The following is a 17,864-nucleotide window of genomic DNA, read 5'->3' on the forward strand; positions in this document are numbered from 1 at the left end:
CGCGGAGCGAGGGGAACACTACCGCAGCACCGGCGCTGCCCATGAATCGGGCCACCCGGCCTGCGCGTCGACCACACGGGCTGGCCCGAGTGGGCCATTTCCACGCGTTCCGGCTGCGACCGGGGCGCGGCGCGGGGAGCATCGGAGCCCCGACCTGTGGGGGTTCCCATGTCATCACTGCTGCGCCGCACCGGACTGACGGTGGCCGTCGTCGCGCTCGCGACGGGCCTGGCTGTCGCAACGCCGCGCGCCGACGCGGCAACACCCGACACCGTGGTCCGGGCGCCCGGCCACGAGGCCGACGCCGTCGAGCTGGCGGCGCAGGTGCGCGAGCGCCAGCACCGGCTCGCCTCCCTCTACCGGCAGGCCGACGCGCGGGACCGGGCCCTCCTCGGCCGCAAGGCCGTCCTCGCGCAGTACGGCTACCACGGCGACCCGGACGACGTCGTCGCCGTGCTGCCGCTGGCGTCGTACTCGCTCTCGGCGGGATTCGGGCTCACCGGGCCGCTGTGGGAGGCCGAGCACGGCGGCCAGGACTTCGGGACGTACGTCGGTGACCAGATCGTCGCGGTCGCCGCGGGCGTCGTCACCGAGGTGTCGTACGCCGGCCCCTACGGACTGCGGACGATCGTCACGCTGCCCGACGGGACCGAGGTCTGGTACTGCCACCAGACGGCCGTGTCGGTCTGGCTGGGCGAGTCCGTCGACGTCGCCGACCCCATCGGCACGGTCGGGTCCACCGGCAACGCGACCGGTCCGCACCTCCACCTCGAGGTACGGCCCGGCGGCGGCAGCCCGATCGACCCGATGGACTGGCTGCGCGCAGCGGGGCTGGACCCCTAGCGCTTGCGCTTCTCCCGCGGCTTCTGCTGGAGCACGATCGGCGTGCCGACGAAGCCGAACTCCTCGCGCAGCCGGCGCTCGATGAAGCGCTCGTAGGACGCCTCCAGCTTCCCGCTGGTGAACAGCACGAACGTCGGCGGTGCGACCGACGGCTGCGTGCCGAAGAGGATCTTGGGCTGCTTGCCGCTGCGTACGGGGTGCGGGTGCTCGGCGACGAGACGGCCGAGGAAGGTGTTGAGGGCGCCCGTGCCGACGCGCGTCTCCCAGCCCTCGAGGGCCTTGTCGATCGCCGGGACGAGCCGGTCGACGTGCCAGCCGGTGCGGGCGGTGAAGTTGATCCGCGGCGCCCAGCGCACCTGGACGAGGTCGCGCTCGACCTCGCGCTCGAGGTAGTGACGGCGCTCGTCGTCGACGAGGTCCCACTTGTTGAAGGCGATCACCATCGCGCGGCCGGCGTCGCGGATGGTCTGGATGATCCGCATGTCCTGCTCGGAGACCGACTCGCTGGCGTCGAGGACCAGCACGGCCACCTCGGCGCGGTCGATGGCGGTCGAGGTGCGCAGCGAGGCGTAGTACTCGTGGCCGGAGGCCTGGTTGACGCGCTTGCGGATGCCGGCGGTGTCGATGAACCGCCAGGTGCGGTCGCCGAGCTGGATGATCTCGTCGACGGGGTCCACGGTGGTGCCGGCGGCGTTGTCGACGACGACGCGGTCCTCCTTCGCCAGCATGTTGAGCAGGGAGGACTTGCCGACGTTGGGCTTGCCGACGATCGCGATGCGACGCGGCCCGCCGACCTCCTCGAAGGACTGCTCCGGCGTCTCCGGGAGCGCCGCGAGGATCGCATCGAGCATGTCGCCCGACCCACGACCGTGCAGGGCCGAGACCGGGAACGGCTCGCCCAGGCCGAGGTTCCACAGGCCGTAGGCCTCGGCCTCGGTGCGCTGGTCGTCGACCTTGTTGGCAGCCAGCACGACCGGCTTGCCCGACTTGCGCAGGATCCGTACGACGGCCTCGTCGGCGTCGGTGATGCCGACGGTCGCATCGACCACGAACAGGACGGCGTCGGCCAGCGACACGGCCACCTCGGCCTGGCCGGCGATGCGCTCGGCGAGCCCACGGGCGTCCGGGTCCCACCCGCCGGTGTCCACGACGGTGAAGACGCGACCGTTCCAGTCGGCGTCGTAGGAGACGCGGTCGCGGGTCACGCCAGGGCGGTCCTCGACGACGGCCTCGCGGCGACCGATGATCCGGTTGACCAGGGTGGACTTGCCGACGTTGGGCCGGCCGACCACGGCGAGGACGGGAGTCGGGCCGGTGGCCTCGCCGGGCTCGACGGACTCTCCGGGCTCGCCGCTGACGGCGTCGTACTCAGTCATGCGGATGCTCATTTCCATGCTCGACGAGCCCGGTGTCGGGGTCGTCCTCGGATTGTCCCGCAGGAAGGGGCCCGGGCAAGGATCGGCGCGTCTGCGAGAGGGCGCTGTCCAGCTCGGACAGCAGGTGTCCCCGCAACAACACCGAGGTGGCGGCCACCTGTTCCCGCGTGCGGGGCCACGGCTGCTGTGTCGTCTGCCACGCCCGGCCGAAGACGACGTCGATCGTGTCGCCGGGCTCCGGGATCGAGCGGGCGCTCCCGGGGGCGCGCGTGCCGACCAGCGTCACGGGGACAACGGGTGCACCGGTCACCAGCGCGAGGTAGGCCGCGCCGTGGTGGAAGCGGCGGAAGTCGCCGCCGCCACGGGTGCCCTCGGGGAAGATGCCGAGCACTCCCCCGTCGCGCACGACCCGTAGCGCGGTCCGGACCGCACCGATGTCGGTCGCGTAGCGGTCGAGCGGGATCTGCCCGGTCCCGCGGAGGAAGCCCCCCAGCCGGCCGTCGAACATCTCCCGCTTGGTCAGCGCGTGCACCGGACGCGGCGCGAACGCCGCGAGCAGCGGACCGTCGAGGAGCCCGATGTGGTTGGCGGCGAGGATCACGCCGCCGCTCGGGGGCACGCGCTCGGGGTGGTGCACGGTGACCGGCCAGCGCCGACCCATCACCCGCACCGCGACGGGCCGCAGCACCCGCAGCAGGCGCGTGCGAGGGTGCTCGGCGCTGCTGGCGGGGAGGTCGGTCACGGTCGCGCGGACGTGGCCAGCCCGACGATGGTCTCGATGACCTCGTCGAGGGTCAGGTGGGTGCTGTCGACGTGCACGGCGCCGTCGGCCATCGTCAGCGGCGCCGTCGCGCGGCCGGAGTCGATCCGGTCGCGCTCGAGCAGCGACTGCTGCGTGGAGGCGAGGTCGGCGCCGCCCTCCTCGGCCGCGCGGCGCTCGGCGCGGGCGTCGGGGTCTGCGCTGAGGTAGACCTTGACCTCGGCCTGGGGCCACACGACCGAGCCGATGTCGCGACCCTCGACCACGATCCCGCCGTCGCCGATGGCCTCGCGCTGGAGGTCGAGCAGGCGGGCACGCACCTCGGGCACGGCGCTGACCGGGCTGACGGCGGCGTTGACGTCCGCGCTGCGGACCTCGACCGACACGTCGCGGCCGTCGACCGTGATGGTCGGCGCGAGCGGGTCGGTGCCGGACTCGATGCGGGGTCGGCTCGACGCGGCCGCCACGGCAGCGACGTCGTGCACGTCGACACCCTCGCTCAGCAGCCACCACGTCATCGCCCGGAACATCGCCCCGGTGTCGAGGTAGCGCAGCCCCAGCCGCTCGGCCACGCCCCGCGAGGTGCTCGACTTGCCCGAGCCTGAGGTGCCGTCGACGGCGATCACGAGGGAGCTGGTCACGGGCGAGAAGATTACCGGTGGGTCGTCCACCCGCGGGATTCGAGAGCGGCGAGCAGGTGCTCCGCGCGCGCCTGCTCCACGACCAGCTCGGTGAGGCCGACGGGGCGGCCCGGGTCGTGGTCGATGTGGACGTCCTCGATGTTGACGCCGATCTCGCCGGCGTCCCCGAACAGCCGCGCCAGCTCACCGGGGTGGTCGGGCACCGACACGAAGACCGACCGCGTGGGACGCGCCGGACCACCGTGCTTGCCGGGGATCGCCGCCGTGCCGGCATTGCCGCGCTCGAGGATGTCGACCAGGCCGCCGTCGTCGCCTGCACCGGACGCCACCGCCGCCATCAGGGCGTCGAGGTCCGTGCGGACCTCGGCGAGCAGGTCGAGCACGGCGCCGGCGTTGGCCTCCAGGATCTGCTGCCACAGCGTCGGGTCGCTCGCGGCCACCCGGGTGACGTCGCGGACGCCCTGGCCCGAGAGCGCGAGGTGCTCGGCGGGAGCGGCGGCCAGCCTCCCCGCGACCAGTACGGCGGCCAGGTGCGGCAGGTGCGAGATCCGGGCGACCGCCCGGTCGTGCTCCTCCGGCTCGAGCCGCAGCGGCGCCGCGCCACACTCGAGCACCAGCGACTCGACGAGCCCGACGGCTGCGGGGTCGGAGCCGGCGTGCGGGGTGATCGCCCACGGCCGTCCGTCGAAGAGGGCCGCGCTCGCGGCGAGCGGACCGGAGCGCTCGCTGCCCGCCATCGGGTGCGACCCGACGTAGCGGGCGAGCTCGCGCGGCGACACGCGAGCGGCGATCGAGGCCAGGGGCGCCGACTTCACGCTCCCGACGTCGGTCACCACCGCGTCGGTGCGCCCGAGCGCGTCGACGACCGCTCCCGCGATGGCCGACGGGGGCACCGCCACCACGACCAGCTGTGGTCGGTCGCCGGACGTCGCGGCCTGGCCCGCGCCGAGCCCGGTCGCCGTACGCACGTGCTCGGCGGAGGTGTCGCGCAGCAGGACCTCGAGGCCGAGGCGACGGCACACGAGCGCCACCGAGGTGCCGATCAGCCCCGTCCCGACGACCTCGACCGGCCCGACGAGCGCCGGCAGCGAGTCCTCCGGCGCGGAGTCAGTCATGGCTGGTGGTCCGGCTGAGGTCGCGGCGCAGGTTGGCGGCACCGTGGAGGTAGACGTGGGTGACGTCGGCGCGCGGCAGCTCGGTCTCGACGTGGGCCATCAACCGGACGACCCGGGGCATCGACCCCTCGATCTCGAGCTCGCGGGCGCACACCAGCGGCACGTCGGAGAAGCCGAGCTGACGGGCGGCGTAGGCGGGGAACTCGCTGACGAGGTCGCTGGTCGCGGTGAAGATGATCGAGATGAAGTCGTCGACGTCGAGGTCGTTCGCCTCCATCACGTCGGTCACGAGCTCGGCGACCCGGTCGAGCATGTGCTCGCGGGTGTCCTGCTCCAGCTGCGTCGCCCCGCGCACTGCTCTCACTGCCACGGGGACAGGTTAGTGGCGCCGACGCTCAGAGCTGCGCGCTGTCCATCAGCTCACCGAGCTCGGCCATCGTCAGCTCGCGCATCTCCCCCGACCTCAGCCGGGCGAGCGTCACCGGGCCGATCGCGGTCCGGGTGAGCCGCCGCACCGGGTGGCCGACGTGCTCCATCAGCCGCCGCACGATGCGGTTGCGGCCCTCGTGGATGGTCAGCTCGACGATGGAGCGGTTGCTGCCCTCGCGTCGCGGGTCGCCGCCCACCACGCGCGCCTTGCTGACGCTCACCGGCCCGTCGTCGAGCGTCACTCCGGCGAGCAGCTCGCGGATCGTCCGCACGTGCACCTCGCCCTCGACCTCCGCGACGTAGGTCTTGTCGACCTCGTGGGAGGGATGGGCGAGGTGCTGGGCGAAGTCGCCGTCGTTGGTGAGGATGATCAGGCCGTCGGTGTCGGTGTCGAGGCGCCCGACGTGGAAGAGCCGCTCGGGGCGGTCCGCGACGAGGTCGCCGAGGGTGCGCCGGCCCTCCGGGTCGGACATCGTCGAGACGACACCGCGGGGCTTGTTGAGGACGAGGTAGACCTTGTCGCTGATCGGCGGCAACCGCTTCCCCTGCACCCGTACGACGGCGGTGCGGGGGTCGACCTTGGTGCCGAGGCGCGTCACGACCTCGCCGTCGACCTCGACCAGCCCGTCGAGCATGAGCTCCTCGCACTTGCGCCGGCTGGCGACCCCTGACTGGGCGAGCAGCTTCTGGAGCCGGATCAGGCCGTCGTCGTCGACGTCGGGGCGCTGCGAGGCCGGCTGGGGGTTGTCGGGTGCGTCGTGGGGCTTCATGAGACCTCGGTGCCGCCGTCCGGCTCGGTGCCCTGGCCGCTGTGGGGGGACGGGTGCGACGACGGGTGGGCAGCCGCGGGCGGGGTCGCCGGGTCCGGCTCGGCAGCCCCGGGCTCGGCCGCGGGTGCGTCGAGCCCCGCGACGCTGGCGAGCTCGTCCTCGAGGTCGTCCATGTCCGGCAGGTAGGGCGCGAGCTCGGGCAGCTCGTCGAGCGAGGTGATGCCGATGCGCTCGAGGAAGTAGGAGGTCGTGCGGTAGAGGTTGGCGCCGCTCTGCTCGTCCTGGCCGGCCTCCTCGACCAGCCCGCGGGTCAGGAGGGTGCGCATGACGCCGTCCACGTTGACGCCGCGGATCGCGGACACGCGCGCCCGCGAGACCGGCTGCTTGTAGGCGACCACCGACAGCGTCTCCAGCGCCGCCTGCGTCAGGCGGGCCTGCTGGCCGTCGAGGACGAACGACTCGACGACCCCGGCGAACTCCGGGCGCGAGTAGAAGCGCCAGCCGCCGGCGACGGATCGCAGGTCGAAGCCGCGGCCCTGCTCGGCGTACTCCGCGGCGAGCGCCTCCAGGGCCTCCTCGACCTCGCCGACCGGGTGCCCGACGACGGAGGCCAGGCGCACCGCCCCGAGCGGCTCGTCCGAGACCATCAGGATCGCCTCCAGCGCCGGGCGGAGCTCGGCCACGGCGATCGAGAGGGTGTCGACGTCGTCCACCATGTCCACCACGTCCACCGCGTCCACCGCGTCCACCGCGTCCACCGCGTCGGTCCGGTCGCTCACTCGTCCGCTCCCTCGTCGTCCCCGCGGTCGTCCCCGCGGTCGCCTGCCCCGCCGTCCTGCGTCACCCCAGCATCATCGTCGGCCGCGTCGGCGCCGTCGAATTCGTCGGTGATCTCGATGTCACCCTCCTCGGCGCCGGTCCACCGCACGGTGAGCTCACCCAGCGGGCTCACCTGGTCGAACGACACGGCGCCCTCGCGGAACAGCTCCAGCAGGGACAGGAACCGCGCCACGGTGGTGAGCCGGTCGGGCGAGTCGCCGCAGAGCGCACGGAAGGTCATGGTGCCGCTGCGCCGGAGCCGGTCGGCGACGAGCTGCGCCTGCTCGCGCACGCTCACCTTGGCGGCGTGGATGTGCTGGAGCGAGACCTCGAGCACCGGCTTGGGCTCCATCGCCCGCGCCGCGAGCTGCGCGAACTGCTCGAGCCCGATGCCGATCAGCACCTCGGGCAGGAGCGTGGCGAAGCGCTCCTCCAGTCCGACGGCGCGCGGGTGGCGGCGCGACTCCGAGGCGAGGCGCTCCTCGAACACCGACGCCACCTGCTTGAACGCGCGGTACTGCATCAGCCGTGCGAAGAGCAGGTCGCGCGCCTCGAGCAGGGCGAGGTCCTCCTCGTCCTCGACGTCGCCCTGCGGCAGCAGCCGCGCGGCCTTCAGGTCGAGCAGCGTCGCCGCCACGACCAGGAACGACGTCGTCTGCTCGAGGTCCCAGTGGTCGCCGAGGTTCTTCACGTGCGCGATGAACTCGTCGGTGACCTGCGAGAGCGCGACCTCTGTGATGTCGAGCTTGTGCTTGGCGATCAGGCCGAGCAGGAGGTCGAAGGGCCCCTCGAAGTTGTCGAGGCGTACGGCGAACGCCGGCGCCTCGCTCCCCGGCTCGAGGACGGCGGTGCCGCCGGCAGCGGTGTCCGACGCGGGGGTGGGCTCGGGGCTCACTCGTCGAGCAGCCGCTGCACCAGGGCGCTGTCGGTGCCCTGGGCCTCGAGGTCGGCGAGGACCAGGGCGAGCGCCTCGCGCACGAGGCGGCCGCGGTCGACCGCCAGGCCGTGGTGGCGGCGCAGCGTCAGCCGGGCGTGCTCGATGTCGAGCAGCTCGTCCGCGGTGACGTACACCGTCATCTTCTCGTCGTGGCGGACGCGACCGCTGGGGCGCTTGAGCCCGGACTCCTGGGCCTCGGCGTCGGCCGGGGCGTCGTCCGCGACGGCCCGGACGCGGCGGGGACGCCGCTGCTCCGGCGCGGCCTGGTCAGCGCCGGTCGTCGGCCGGAACAGGTCGTCCGCGGCCGGCATGCTCACTCGGCGGGCCACCGGGTGAGCACCTCCTTGGCCAGCTGGCGGTAGGCGCTGGCGCCGGTCGACGACGACGCGTAGGACGTGATCGGCTCGCCGGCGACGGTGGCGTCGGAGAACTTCACGGTGCGGCGGATGACGGTGTGGAAGACGGTGTCGCCCCAGGCCGAGACCAGCCGCTCCATCACCTCGCGGCTGTGGAGCGTACGTCCGTCGAACATGGTGCCGAGCACCCCGTCGATCTCGAGCTTGGGGTTGAGCCGCTCGCGGACCTTGTCGATGGTCGTCTTGAGCAGCGCCACGCCGCGGAGCGCGAAGTACTCGCACTCGAGCGGCACGATCACGCTGTCGGAGGCGGTCAGCGCGTTGACGGTCAGCAGGCCGAGCGAGGGCTGGCAGTCGATGAGGATGACGTCGTAGTGGGCGATCGCCGGAGCGAGCACCCGCTGGAGCGTCTGCTCGCGGGCCACCTCGTGCACCAGCTGCACCTCGGCCGCGGACAGGTCGATGTTGGAGGGCAGCAGGTCCATGCCCTCGATGCCGGACCCGACGATCACCTCGCCGAGCTTGGTCTCGCGGTCCATCAGCAGGTTGTAGATGGAGGCGTCCATCTCGTGGGGGTTGAGCCCCAGGCCGACCGACAGCGAGCCCTGCGGGTCGAAGTCGACGAGCAGGACCTTGCGGCCGAGCTCGGCGAGCGAGGCGCCGAGGTTGATGGTCGTGGTGGTCTTGCCGACGCCGCCCTTCTGGTTGCACATCGAGATCACGCGCGCGTTGCCGTGCTGCTTCACGGGCGGCGGCTCGGGGAAGTGCGGCATGGGGCGGCCGGTCGGACCCATCGGGGCGTCGAGCGGGGTGGCGTCGCTCGGAGCCACGATCGGCTCCTCGACGACGCTGCGCTCGAAGGGAAGGGGCTGGGTCACGGAGGGCTCGTCTCGGGGGAAGGTGGACGGTGCGGGCGAGGTGCGAGGTCGGTACATCGGCGGCATCTCGGAGGCGCTGCTCCCGAACCCGGGACCGCTGAACCCTGCACCACTCATGTCCGCTCCTTGCTGCTCGTCGACCTGGGCTCCGATTGCACCACGCCGGGCTGGCGAAACTTTGTCGACACGTCGACAGTTCGCCGTCGTGTTCCGCAGGGACCCTAGGACTGCCGGAGCGGGGTCACCAACACCTGGCGCCAGTCCCACAGGCAGCCGTCCGAACCTGTGTACGACGCCCCGGTGCCGTGCACAGCCACGGCCGGACCTGTGCACAACTCTGTGCAGGGCCGGGAGTCGCGACGGACCTCAGTCCAGGCGCCGCATCGCGGTCGTGGCGAGCACCAGCTCGCCCGCCTCGTCGGTCGCGTCGCAGTCGACCGTCGCCTCGATCACCCAGTCGTGGTGGCCCTCCGGGTCGTGGATCGTCTGGCGCACGTCGCGCAGCCGGGACGTCGTACCGTCCTCGGCGCCGACGGGCTCACCGGTGCGCTCCTCCCCCACCACGAGCAGGTCGGGACCGCGGGCGTCGCCGTCGGTGAGCACGGTGTCGTGCTCGGCGTAGTAGTCCTCGATCGCCGCGTCCCACACGGAGCGGCCGACCACGACCTGCCGGGGCGGGTCGGTGCGGTCGGCGGCGGCGCGCTCGAGGCGGACCAGCACGTCGAGGTCGTCGCGCGCGACCGCGTCGACGCGCGCCCACATCGCGTTGCGCAGCATCACCCTGAACGGACGCTCCTGCTTCGACAGCGGCCGGGGCGGCGGGGGCGGCTCGTGGTGGGCGACCGCGCTGGAGACGTGGTCGGGGTCCGACAGCGCCTCCCACTCGTCGAGCAGCGAGGAGTCGGTCTGGCGCACCGTCTCCCCCAGCCACTCGATGACGTCCTCGACCTCCGGCGCCCGGTGCGCCTCGGGCACCGAGTGCCGCAGCGTCCGGTAGGCGTCGGTGAGGTAGCGCAGGACCAGGCCCTCGGACCGGGCGAGCTGGTAGCGGCCGACGAAGTCGGTGAACCCCATCCCGTTCTCCCACATCTCGCGCACGATCGACTTGGGGCCGAGCGCGTCGTCGGGGAGCCACGGGTGGGTCTGCCGGTAGGTCTCGTAGAGCGCCTCGAGGAGCTCGCGCAGCGGCTGCGGCCAGGTGATCTCCTCCAGCAGCGCCATCCGCTCGTCGTACTCGATCCCGTCGGCCTTCATCTCACCGATCGCCTCGCCGCGGGCGGCGTGCTGCTGCGCCATCAGGATCTGCCGCGGCGCCTCGAGCACCGACTCGACGACCGAGATGATGTCGAGGCTGTAGGTCTCCGACTCCGGGTCCAGCACGTCGTAGGCCGCCAGCGCGAAGTGCGCCAGCGGCTGGTTGAGCGCGAAGTCCTCCGGCAGGTCGACGGTCAGGACGTAGCGGCGCCCGAAGCGGTCCGGCTCGTCGAGCCGGGTCACGATGCCGGTGCGCACGAGCGAGCGCGAGAGCCGCAGCGCGCGCCGGGCCAGCCGGAGGCGACCGCGCTGCTCCTCGTGCCCCTCCATCAGCAGCCGCCGCATGACGGGGAAGGCGTCCTCCTCGCGGGAGAGGACGTTGACCAGCATCGCGTTGTCGACCTTCATCCGGCTGGTCAGCCGCTCCGGCACGCCGGCGACGAGCTTGTCGAAGGTCTGCTCCGTCCACACCACGGTGCCCTCGGGCGCCTTCTTGAGCTGCACCTTGGACTTCTTCTTGCCGGCCGCCTGCCGCGCCGCGATCTTCGCCTTGGCCTGCTCGTTCTCGATCACGTGCTCCGGGGCCTGTACGACGACGTAGCCGGCCGTGTCGAACCCCGCGCGACCGGCACGGCCGGCGATCTGCTGGAACTCCCGCGTCCGGAGGACCCGCTGCCGGTTGCCGTCGAACTTGGCCAGGCCGGTGAACAGGACCGTGCGGATCGGCACGTTGATGCCGACACCGAGGGTGTCGGTGCCGCAGATGACGCGCAGCAGCCCCGCCTGGGCGAGCGTCTCCACCAGCCGGCGGTACTTCGGCAGCATCCCGGCGTGGTGGACGCCGATGCCGTTGCGCACCAGCCGCGAGAGGGTCTTGCCGAAGCCGGCCCCGAAGCGGAAGGCGCCGATCCGCTCCGCGATCGCGTCCTTGTCGACCTTCAGCCCGCTGGAGCCGAGCCGGGACTTGAGCAGGTTGGTGGCGTGCTCGACGGCCGCCGCCTGCGTGAAGTGGACGACGTAGACCGGGTCCTGGCCGGTCGTCACCAGCTCCTCGAGGGTGTCGTCGAGCGGCTCCATCGACCAGCGGAAGCTCAGCGGGACCGGGCGCTCGGCGTCGTCGACGACGGCGGTGTCGCGACCGGTGCGCTGGTGGAGGTCGTCGACAAAGAAGGAGACGTCGCCCAGGGTCGCGGACATGAGCAGGAACTGCGCGTCGACGAGCTCGAGCAGCGGCACCTGCCACGCCCACCCGCGGTCGTGCTCGGCGTAGAAGTGGAACTCGTCCATCACGACCAGGCCGACGTCGGCGGCCCGGCCCTCTCGCAGCGCGATGTTGGCCAGCACCTCGGCGGTGCAGCAGATGATCGGCGCGTCCGGGTTCACCGCGGCGTCGCCGGTGAGCATGCCGACGTTGTCGGCGCCGAAGACCTCGATGAGCGCGAAGAACTTCTCGCTGACCAGCGCCTTGATCGGCGCGGTGTAGAAGCTCACCTCGTCGCGCGCGAGGGCGGCCGCGTGCGCGCCGATCGCGACCAGCGACTTCCCGGACCCGGTCGGCGTCGCGAGGACCACGTGGTTGCCGCCGAGGAGCTCGATGACCGCCTCGTCCTGGTGCGGGTAGAGGCCCAGGCCCTGGTCGACGACCCACCCGGCGTAGGCGTCGTACACCGCGTCGGGGTCGGCACCCGTGCGGATCCGGGTGTCGAGTCTCGCGGCGGCCTCCGGCATGACCCGATCCAACCATCCGGCGGTTTCACCGCGGGAGGCGGCGCGCAACCGCCGTGAAACCGGGGCGGCCCACGCTTCCACCATGAAGACACCACACACCCAGACGGCCGTCCGGGCGACCGGGCTCGTCAAGACCTTCGGCGACCACCGCGCCGTCGACGGCGTGGACCTCGAGGTCCACCGCGGCGAGGTCTTCGGCGTCCTCGGCCCCAACGGCGCCGGCAAGACCACCATGCTCAAGATGCTCGCGACCCTCCTGCCGATCGACGGCGGGACCGGCGAGGTCTTCGGCCACGACGTCCGCACGGAGCCGCACCTGGTGCGCCAGCTCCTCGGCGTCACCGGGCAGTACGCCTCGGTCGACGAGAACCTCACGGCGACCGAGAACCTCCGGCTCTTCGCCCGCCTGCAGGGCCTCGGTCGCACCGAGGCACGCGAGCGCGGGGCCCACCTGCTCGAGCAGTTCGACCTGACCGAGGCGGCGTCCAAGCCGATCTCGGCGTTCTCGGGCGGCATGCGCCGGCGCCTCGACCTGGCCGCCAGCCTGATCACCCGTCCCCCGCTGATCTTCCTCGACGAGCCGACCACCGGCCTCGACCCGCGCACCCGCGGCCAGATGTGGGACACCATCCGCGAGCTCGTCGCCGAGGGCAGCACCGTGCTGCTCACCACCCAGTACCTCGACGAGGCCGACCAGCTCGCCGACCGGATCGCGGTGATCGACCACGGCCGCAAGGTCGCCGAGGGCACCTCCGACGAGCTGAAGTCGTCGGTGGGCCGCTCGACCCTCCAGCTCCAGCTCGTCGACCCCACCGACCTGCCGGCGGCCACCGCGCTCGCCGAGCAGCTGGTCGGCGAGACACCCACCCTCACGCCCGAGGCGCGACGCGTCACCGTCGCGCTCCAGCGCACCGACCAGTCCGTCGACCTGCTCGTCGCCCTGCGCGACCGCGGTGTGGCGATCGAGTCGGTGACCGTCCAGAAGCCCTCGCTCGACGAGGTCTTCCTCGCCCTCACCGGTCACGACACCGGCACGGACACCGACACCGGCACCGGCACCGACGACACCCGCGACCCCGCCCCGCAGATGGAGGCCTCCCGATGACCACCCTCGCCCCCGAGACCCGACCGACGACCGACCTGGCGCCGCGCGTCAGCCTGGCCGACACCGTCTCGCAGACCCTGACCCTCGCCTGGCGTGCCACCGTCAAGATGCGCCGCAGCCTGGAGGTGATGTTCGACGTCACCATCCAGCCGTTGATCTTCACCGCGATGTTCGCCTACATCTTCGGCGGCGCGATCTCCGGGGACGTCAGCAGCTACCTGCCGCTCATCATCCCCGGCCTGATCGGCCAGACCGTGCTCACGGCGTGCGTCGCCACCGGCGTGCAGCTGCGCACCGACCTCGACTCCGGCGTCTTCGACCGCTTCAAGGTGCTGCCCATCGCCCGCATCGCGCCGCTCGCCGGGCCGATGGTCGCCGACATGCTGCGCTACCTCATCGCCGCGGTGCTCACCTTCGTCGTGGGCATCGTCATCGGCTACCGCCCGGGCGGGGGGTTCGCCGGTGTGGCCGGCGCGATCCTGCTCGCGGTGGTCGCGGGCTGGTCCCTGGCGTGGATCTTCACGTTCTTCGGCCTGGTCGGGCGCAACGCCCAGGGCGTGCAGGGCATCTCGCTGCTCGTGATGTTCCCGCTGACGTTCCTGTCCAACGCGTTCGTCCCCACCGACACGATGCCTCGCCCCCTCGAGGCGTTCGCCGAGGTCAACCCGGTGTCGCTGGTGATCACCGCCCTGCGCGACCTCGCCAACCACGGCCAGGTGACCGGAGCCGTCGGCTGGGCGCTCCTCGGGTGCGCCGTCGTCGTCGCCGTCTTCGCCCCGCTCTCCGTACGGCGCTTCAAGACGATGTGAGCCACCGGCGCCGCAGCCGGTCGACGACCTCGGCGGCGCCGGGCACCAGCTCCGGGCCCGGGCGGCCGGCCAGCTCCGCGACGAGCTCGCCGACCCGCCCGGGCAGCGCCGCGTCAGCGCGGGCGACCACTGGCTCCCACGCCATCACGGGGATGCTGCGGTTGTAGGCCCAGCGGTGCGCCACCGCCAGCAGCCGTACGGCGTCCTCGTGCTGCTCGGCCGGCCCGAAGCGCAACACCCAGGAGCCGAGCGCGACGAGGATCACGCCGTTGAGCGGCAGGTCGGAGAACCAGAGCAACGAGTCGGAGACCCCGCCCGACGCCCCGAGCAGCAGGTCGCGCAGCTCGGAGGCCCGCGGATCGTCGTCGAGGTCGCCGTGGCGGACGCGGGCCACCAGCGCCGAGGACGCGGCGAGCATCAGCCACGGGTTGATCCCGGCGGCGGGGTCGGACTCGACGACCATCCGCACGATGTCGTCATAGCGACCGATCGCACCCGCGTGGTCGCCGCGGGCAAGGGCGAGCTCGGCCTGCGCCGTCAGCCACGTGAGCCGCGCTCCCATCTGCGCGGACTCGCCCTCCGGCTCGCCGAGCGCCTCCAGCATCGACGCTGCACGCTCGACGTCGCCATCGAGCAGCGGCGAGATGATCGTCGCCATCCGCAGGCTGTAGGAGTCCGTCAGCGAGTGCACGCGGGCCAGCAGGGGCCACGCGACCTCGGCGTGGGCCGACGCCCGGTGGTGGTCACCGGTCGCCATCGCGAGCTGGCTCAGCTCGGCGTGCAACGACGCGGTGAGGTAGGGCGGGAGCGGTCCGAGGCCCAGCGCCTGCTCCGCCCGGGCCCGCGCCTCCTCGACGTCACCGATGTTCTCGGCGACGATCGCCGCCCACATCAGCAGCGCGCCGGCGACGGCCGTGGGCTGGGTGGCGGCGAGGCGGGCGAGCCGCTCGGCGGCGTCCGCCGGCTCGGTCGCGACGTGCACGGTGTGGCCGACAAGGCCCCACACCCCCTCGGGCGGCCCGCCCTGGAGCAGCAGGTCGCGCAGCGCGCTCAGGTCGACTCCCGGCATCCAGCTGAGGTGGAGCATCAGCACGCCCGCTGCCTCGTGGGCGTGCGGGACGAGGTCCGGCGGCACCTCCCAGCCGGAGAGCAGCTCGGCCGCCGGGTCGCAGACCGCGAAGATGCGCGGCTGGTCGCCCGTCACCGTCCAGAGGCTGCCCAGCAGCGCCACCAGTCGGGCCGTCACCTCACGGTCGCCGGTCGCCAGTGCGTGTCGCAGCACGTCGGTCAGGTTGTTCTGCTCGCGGACCAGCCGGTCCAGCAGGTCGACCTGGTGGTCGGTGACGACGAGGTCCACCGAGCGGTCCGCGAGCTCCACGGCCCACCGGCGCTGGGCGGCGGTCGCGTCGTCCAGGTCGCCGGCGTCGACCAGCTGCGCCGCGGCGTACTCCCGGATCGTCTCGAGGGCACGGAAGCGCGCGCTGCCGCCGTCCTCCCCCATCACGACCAGCGACTGCTCGACCAGCGCGTCGACCAGGTCGGGGCCGTCGACCCCGAGCACGCTCCGCGCGGTGGATCGGTCGAAGCCGTCCTGGAACACCGACAGCCACGCCAGTGCCCGCTGCTCGTCCGCGGCCAGCAGGTCCCAGGACCAGGCGATGACGGCCTCGAGGGTGCGGTGCCGGTCCGGGGTGCTCCGGTCGCGGCTGCGGAGCGCGGCGAACCGGTCCTCGAGCGCTGCAGCCACCTCCGACACCGTCATCGTGCGCACCCGGGCAGCGGCGAGCTCGACGGCCAGCGGCAGGCCGTCGAGGCGCTCGACGACCTCGCGCACCGCCTCGGGCTCGAGGACCGCGTCGGGGCGGGTGGCGGTGGCCCGCCGGACGAAGAGGTCCGCCGCGTCACCGGCCGACAGCTGGGTCAGCGGCACCGCCCGCTCCGCGGCCAGCCGCAGCGGCGCGCGGCTCGTCGCGAGCACCTGCAGGTCACGGGTGGTGGCGAGCAGGAACGCGACGAGCGTGGCGACCGGCTCGAGGACGTGCTCGCAGTTGTCGAGCACCAGCAGCGTCGGACCGGCGTCGAGCTCGGCCGCGATGCGGCTGCGTACGTCGGCCTGCTGGGCCGGGGTGAGGATGGCCCGTGTCGTCACCGACCCGCGCACGCCGAGGCCGGCACCGACCGCGGCGACGACGTCGTCGCCGGCACCCACGCCGACGAGCTCGACCACCCGCACGTGCGGGAGCACCGACTCCCGGGCGAGCGCCTGGGCGACGCTGGTCTTCCCGATGCCGCCCGGGCCGAGCACCGTCACCAGCCGGGACGAGGCGAGGGCCGACCGCAGGCGCGCGAGGTCGTCGTCGCGCCCGAGCAGGGGCTCGCCGTCGTACCTCAGCCCCGTGCGCACCGGGTCGTCCGCTGCGAGCAGCTCCCGGTGCAGGCGCTGGAGCTCGGGCGCCGGGTCCACCCCCAGCCGCTCGGCGAGGTCCTCGCGGTAGGCCTCGTAGCGACCGAGCGCGACCGCCGGTCCGCCGATGGCCGCCATCGTGCGCAGGAGCTCGGCGAGCACCCCGGCGTCGTCGACCCACCGTGCGGCAGCGGCCTCGAGCAGCGGCAGGGCCTCGGCGTGCCGGCCCTGGTGGGCGAGCGCGCGGCCGAGGACGTCGTCCGCGGCGGCGAGCGTCCGTGCCGCCAGCGACCGCAGTCGGTCCACCGGCCCGGACGCCTCGTCGTCCGCGACCGCTGCCAGCGCCCGGGCGGCCTCGGCCAATTCGGCGGCACGTACGGCGTCGCCCGCCCGCAGCAGCTCGCGCGCCTCGGCGACGTGGAGGCCGAGCGCGAGCGCGTCGACCTCCTCGGGCGGCAGGCCGAGCCGGTATCCGGTCTCCGTCAGCTCGACCACCTCCGAGGCCGTCGCCGACCGCACGCGCGACACGATCACCTGCAGCGCCTTGCCGGGGTTGGCGGGCAGAGCGTCCTCCCACACCTGCTCGACGAGGTGGGTGACGCTCAGCCCGCGCGGCTCGAGGACCAGCGCGGCGAGCAGCGCCTGGGGGCGCGCCCCGACCAGCGGCACGCCGTCCCAGGTGGGCGGCCCGAGCAGCCGCAGCCGGATCATGTGTCGCGGGCCCGCGGGTGCGCGGTCGCGAAGACCTCCCGCAGGTTGTCGACCGTGACGAGCGTGTAGACCTGCGTCGTGGTGACCGACGCGTGCCCCAGCAGCTCCTGCACGACGCGCACGTCGGCGCCGCCGTCGAGCAGGTGGGTCGCGAAGGAGTGGCGCAGCGTGTGCGGCGACACCGACGCCGTCACGCCGGCGCGCTCGGCGGCCCTGACCAGCACCGCCCAGGCGCTCTGACGGGAGAGCCGGCCGCCGCGCGAGTTGAGGAACATCGCCGGCCCGCCGCGACCGGCACCGACGATCTCCGGGCGGGCGCGGGTGAGGTAGGCCGCGACCGCGTCACGTGCGTAGCCGCCCACCGGCACGATCCGCTCCTTGCCCCCCTTGCCGCGCAGCAGGACGGTGCCGTCGACCGCATCGAGGTCGTCGACGTCCAGACCGACCGCCTCGGAGATCCGGGCGCCGGTGCCGTACAGCAGCTCGAGCAACGCCCGGTCACGCAGCGCCAGCACCGTGTCCGGCGCGCCGGCCGCCTCGAGGATCGCCTCCACGTCGGACAACGGCAGCGCCTTGGGCAGCCGCTTCGCCGGGGTGGGCGGCTTGACCGCCGCGGCCGGGTCGGCGACGGCGAGCCCGTCGGAGACGGCGAACTTGTGGAATCCCCGCACCGCCACCACCGTGCGCGCCGCCGACGTCGCGCTCAGCGGCGGGTGCGCCTCGCTGCCCTCACGCAGGCTGACCAGGAACGCGGCCACCGTCTGCTCGGTGACCGCGTCCAGGTCGTCGATGCCCTGGGCCGCGAGGAACTCGTCGTACCTGCCCAGGTCGCGCCGGTAGGAGCTGAGGGTGTTGGCGGCCAGGCCGCGCTCGACCGTGAGGTGGTCGAGGTAGGTGCGGACGGCCCGGCCGAGGCTCACGCCGCCATT

At 73.2% G+C, this 17,864-nt stretch carries 16 protein-coding genes; 3 read left to right on the plus strand and 13 right to left on the minus strand.

The annotated features are described in order from the left end of the window. Window positions 1-168: 168 nt before the first annotated feature. Window positions 169-843, plus strand: coding sequence for a M23 family metallopeptidase (locus tag L2K70_RS09190; protein ID WP_236401500.1), 675 nt, complete (start codon window positions 169-171; stop codon window positions 841-843). On the opposite strand, the gene der is transcribed toward L2K70_RS09190, so the two are convergent. From der to L2K70_RS09245, 11 genes are all read right to left on the minus strand, one after another. Beyond that, window positions 840-2,219 carry a ribosome biogenesis GTPase Der gene (gene der, locus L2K70_RS09195; RefSeq protein WP_236401501.1) on the minus strand — a complete coding sequence of 460 codons (1,380 nt, stop codon included), beginning with the start codon at window positions 2,217-2,219 and terminating at the stop codon, window positions 840-842. The two genes, L2K70_RS09190 and der, sit on opposite strands and share 4 nt — an antisense overlap. Next, entirely contained in the window at window positions 2,212-2,961 is a 750-nt protein-coding gene (locus tag L2K70_RS09200; RefSeq protein ID WP_236401502.1) for a lysophospholipid acyltransferase family protein, read from the minus strand. Before L2K70_RS09200 ends, der begins: the two co-directional genes overlap by 8 nt. Then, window positions 2,958-3,620: a (d)CMP kinase gene (cmk, locus tag L2K70_RS09205; protein ID WP_236401503.1), complete on the minus strand. Its 663-nt coding sequence runs from the start codon at window positions 3,618-3,620 to the stop codon at window positions 2,958-2,960. The genes L2K70_RS09200 and cmk overlap by 4 nt, the downstream gene beginning before the upstream one ends. Window positions 3,621-3,631: 11 nt before the next feature. Next, window positions 3,632-4,735, minus strand: coding sequence for a prephenate dehydrogenase (locus tag L2K70_RS09210; RefSeq protein ID WP_236401504.1), 1,104 nt, complete (start codon window positions 4,733-4,735; stop codon window positions 3,632-3,634). Continuing rightward, complete coding sequence (gene aroH / locus L2K70_RS09215; RefSeq protein ID WP_236401505.1) at window positions 4,728-5,105, minus strand: chorismate mutase; 378 nt, start codon at window positions 5,103-5,105, stop codon at window positions 4,728-4,730. Before aroH ends, L2K70_RS09210 begins: the two co-directional genes overlap by 8 nt. Before the next feature lie 25 nt (window positions 5,106-5,130). After that, entirely contained in the window at window positions 5,131-5,934 is an 804-nt protein-coding gene (locus L2K70_RS09220; RefSeq protein ID WP_236401506.1) for a pseudouridine synthase, read from the minus strand. Then, window positions 5,931-6,713 (minus strand): SMC-Scp complex subunit ScpB, encoded by a 783-nt coding sequence (scpB, locus tag L2K70_RS09225; protein ID WP_372477480.1) that lies wholly within the window; start codon window positions 6,711-6,713, stop codon window positions 5,931-5,933. Before scpB ends, L2K70_RS09220 begins: the two co-directional genes overlap by 4 nt. Continuing rightward, the gene (locus tag L2K70_RS09230) at window positions 6,710-7,648 is read right to left on the minus strand and encodes a segregation and condensation protein A (protein ID WP_236401507.1); all 939 of its coding nucleotides are present in this window, start codon (window positions 7,646-7,648) and stop codon (window positions 6,710-6,712) included. Before L2K70_RS09230 ends, scpB begins: the two co-directional genes overlap by 4 nt. Beyond that, on the minus strand, window positions 7,645-8,019 hold the full coding sequence (locus L2K70_RS09235; protein WP_236401508.1) for a hypothetical protein: 375 nt from the start codon (window positions 8,017-8,019) through the stop codon (window positions 7,645-7,647). Before L2K70_RS09235 ends, L2K70_RS09230 begins: the two co-directional genes overlap by 4 nt. Next, a complete protein-coding gene (locus tag L2K70_RS09240) occupies window positions 8,004-8,840 on the minus strand; it encodes a ParA family protein (RefSeq protein ID WP_236401567.1) in 837 nt (278 codons plus the stop codon). The genes L2K70_RS09235 and L2K70_RS09240 overlap by 16 nt, the downstream gene beginning before the upstream one ends. A 450-nt stretch (window positions 8,841-9,290) precedes the next feature. Then, window positions 9,291-11,906: a DEAD/DEAH box helicase gene (locus L2K70_RS09245; protein ID WP_236401509.1), complete on the minus strand. Its 2,616-nt coding sequence runs from the start codon at window positions 11,904-11,906 to the stop codon at window positions 9,291-9,293. An 82-nt stretch (window positions 11,907-11,988) separates the two neighbouring features. On the opposite strand from L2K70_RS09245, the gene L2K70_RS09250 reads away from it, so the two are divergent. Together L2K70_RS09250 and L2K70_RS09255 are read left to right on the plus strand one after the other, a co-directional pair. Beyond that, the gene (locus tag L2K70_RS09250) at window positions 11,989-13,011 is read left to right on the plus strand and encodes an ATP-binding cassette domain-containing protein (RefSeq protein ID WP_236401510.1); all 1,023 of its coding nucleotides are present in this window, start codon (window positions 11,989-11,991) and stop codon (window positions 13,009-13,011) included. Beyond that, entirely contained in the window at window positions 13,008-13,820 is an 813-nt protein-coding gene (locus L2K70_RS09255; protein WP_236401511.1) for an ABC transporter permease, read from the plus strand. The genes L2K70_RS09250 and L2K70_RS09255 overlap by 4 nt, the downstream gene beginning before the upstream one ends. On the opposite strand, the gene L2K70_RS09260 is transcribed toward L2K70_RS09255, so the two are convergent. Both L2K70_RS09260 and xerD read right to left on the minus strand, forming a co-directional pair. After that, window positions 13,807-16,935, minus strand: coding sequence for an ATP-binding protein (locus L2K70_RS09260; RefSeq protein ID WP_236401512.1), 3,129 nt, complete (start codon window positions 16,933-16,935; stop codon window positions 13,807-13,809). The genes L2K70_RS09255 and L2K70_RS09260 overlap by 14 nt on opposite strands. Then, window positions 16,932-17,855 (minus strand): site-specific tyrosine recombinase XerD, encoded by a 924-nt coding sequence (gene xerD / locus L2K70_RS09265; protein ID WP_236401513.1) that lies wholly within the window; start codon window positions 17,853-17,855, stop codon window positions 16,932-16,934. The genes L2K70_RS09260 and xerD overlap by 4 nt, the downstream gene beginning before the upstream one ends. Between the last annotated feature and the right edge of the window lie 9 nt (window positions 17,856-17,864).

Source organism: Nocardioides potassii, assembly GCF_021648885.1.
In the GTDB taxonomy this organism is placed as follows: domain Bacteria; phylum Actinomycetota; class Actinomycetes; order Propionibacteriales; family Nocardioidaceae; genus Nocardioides; species Nocardioides potassii.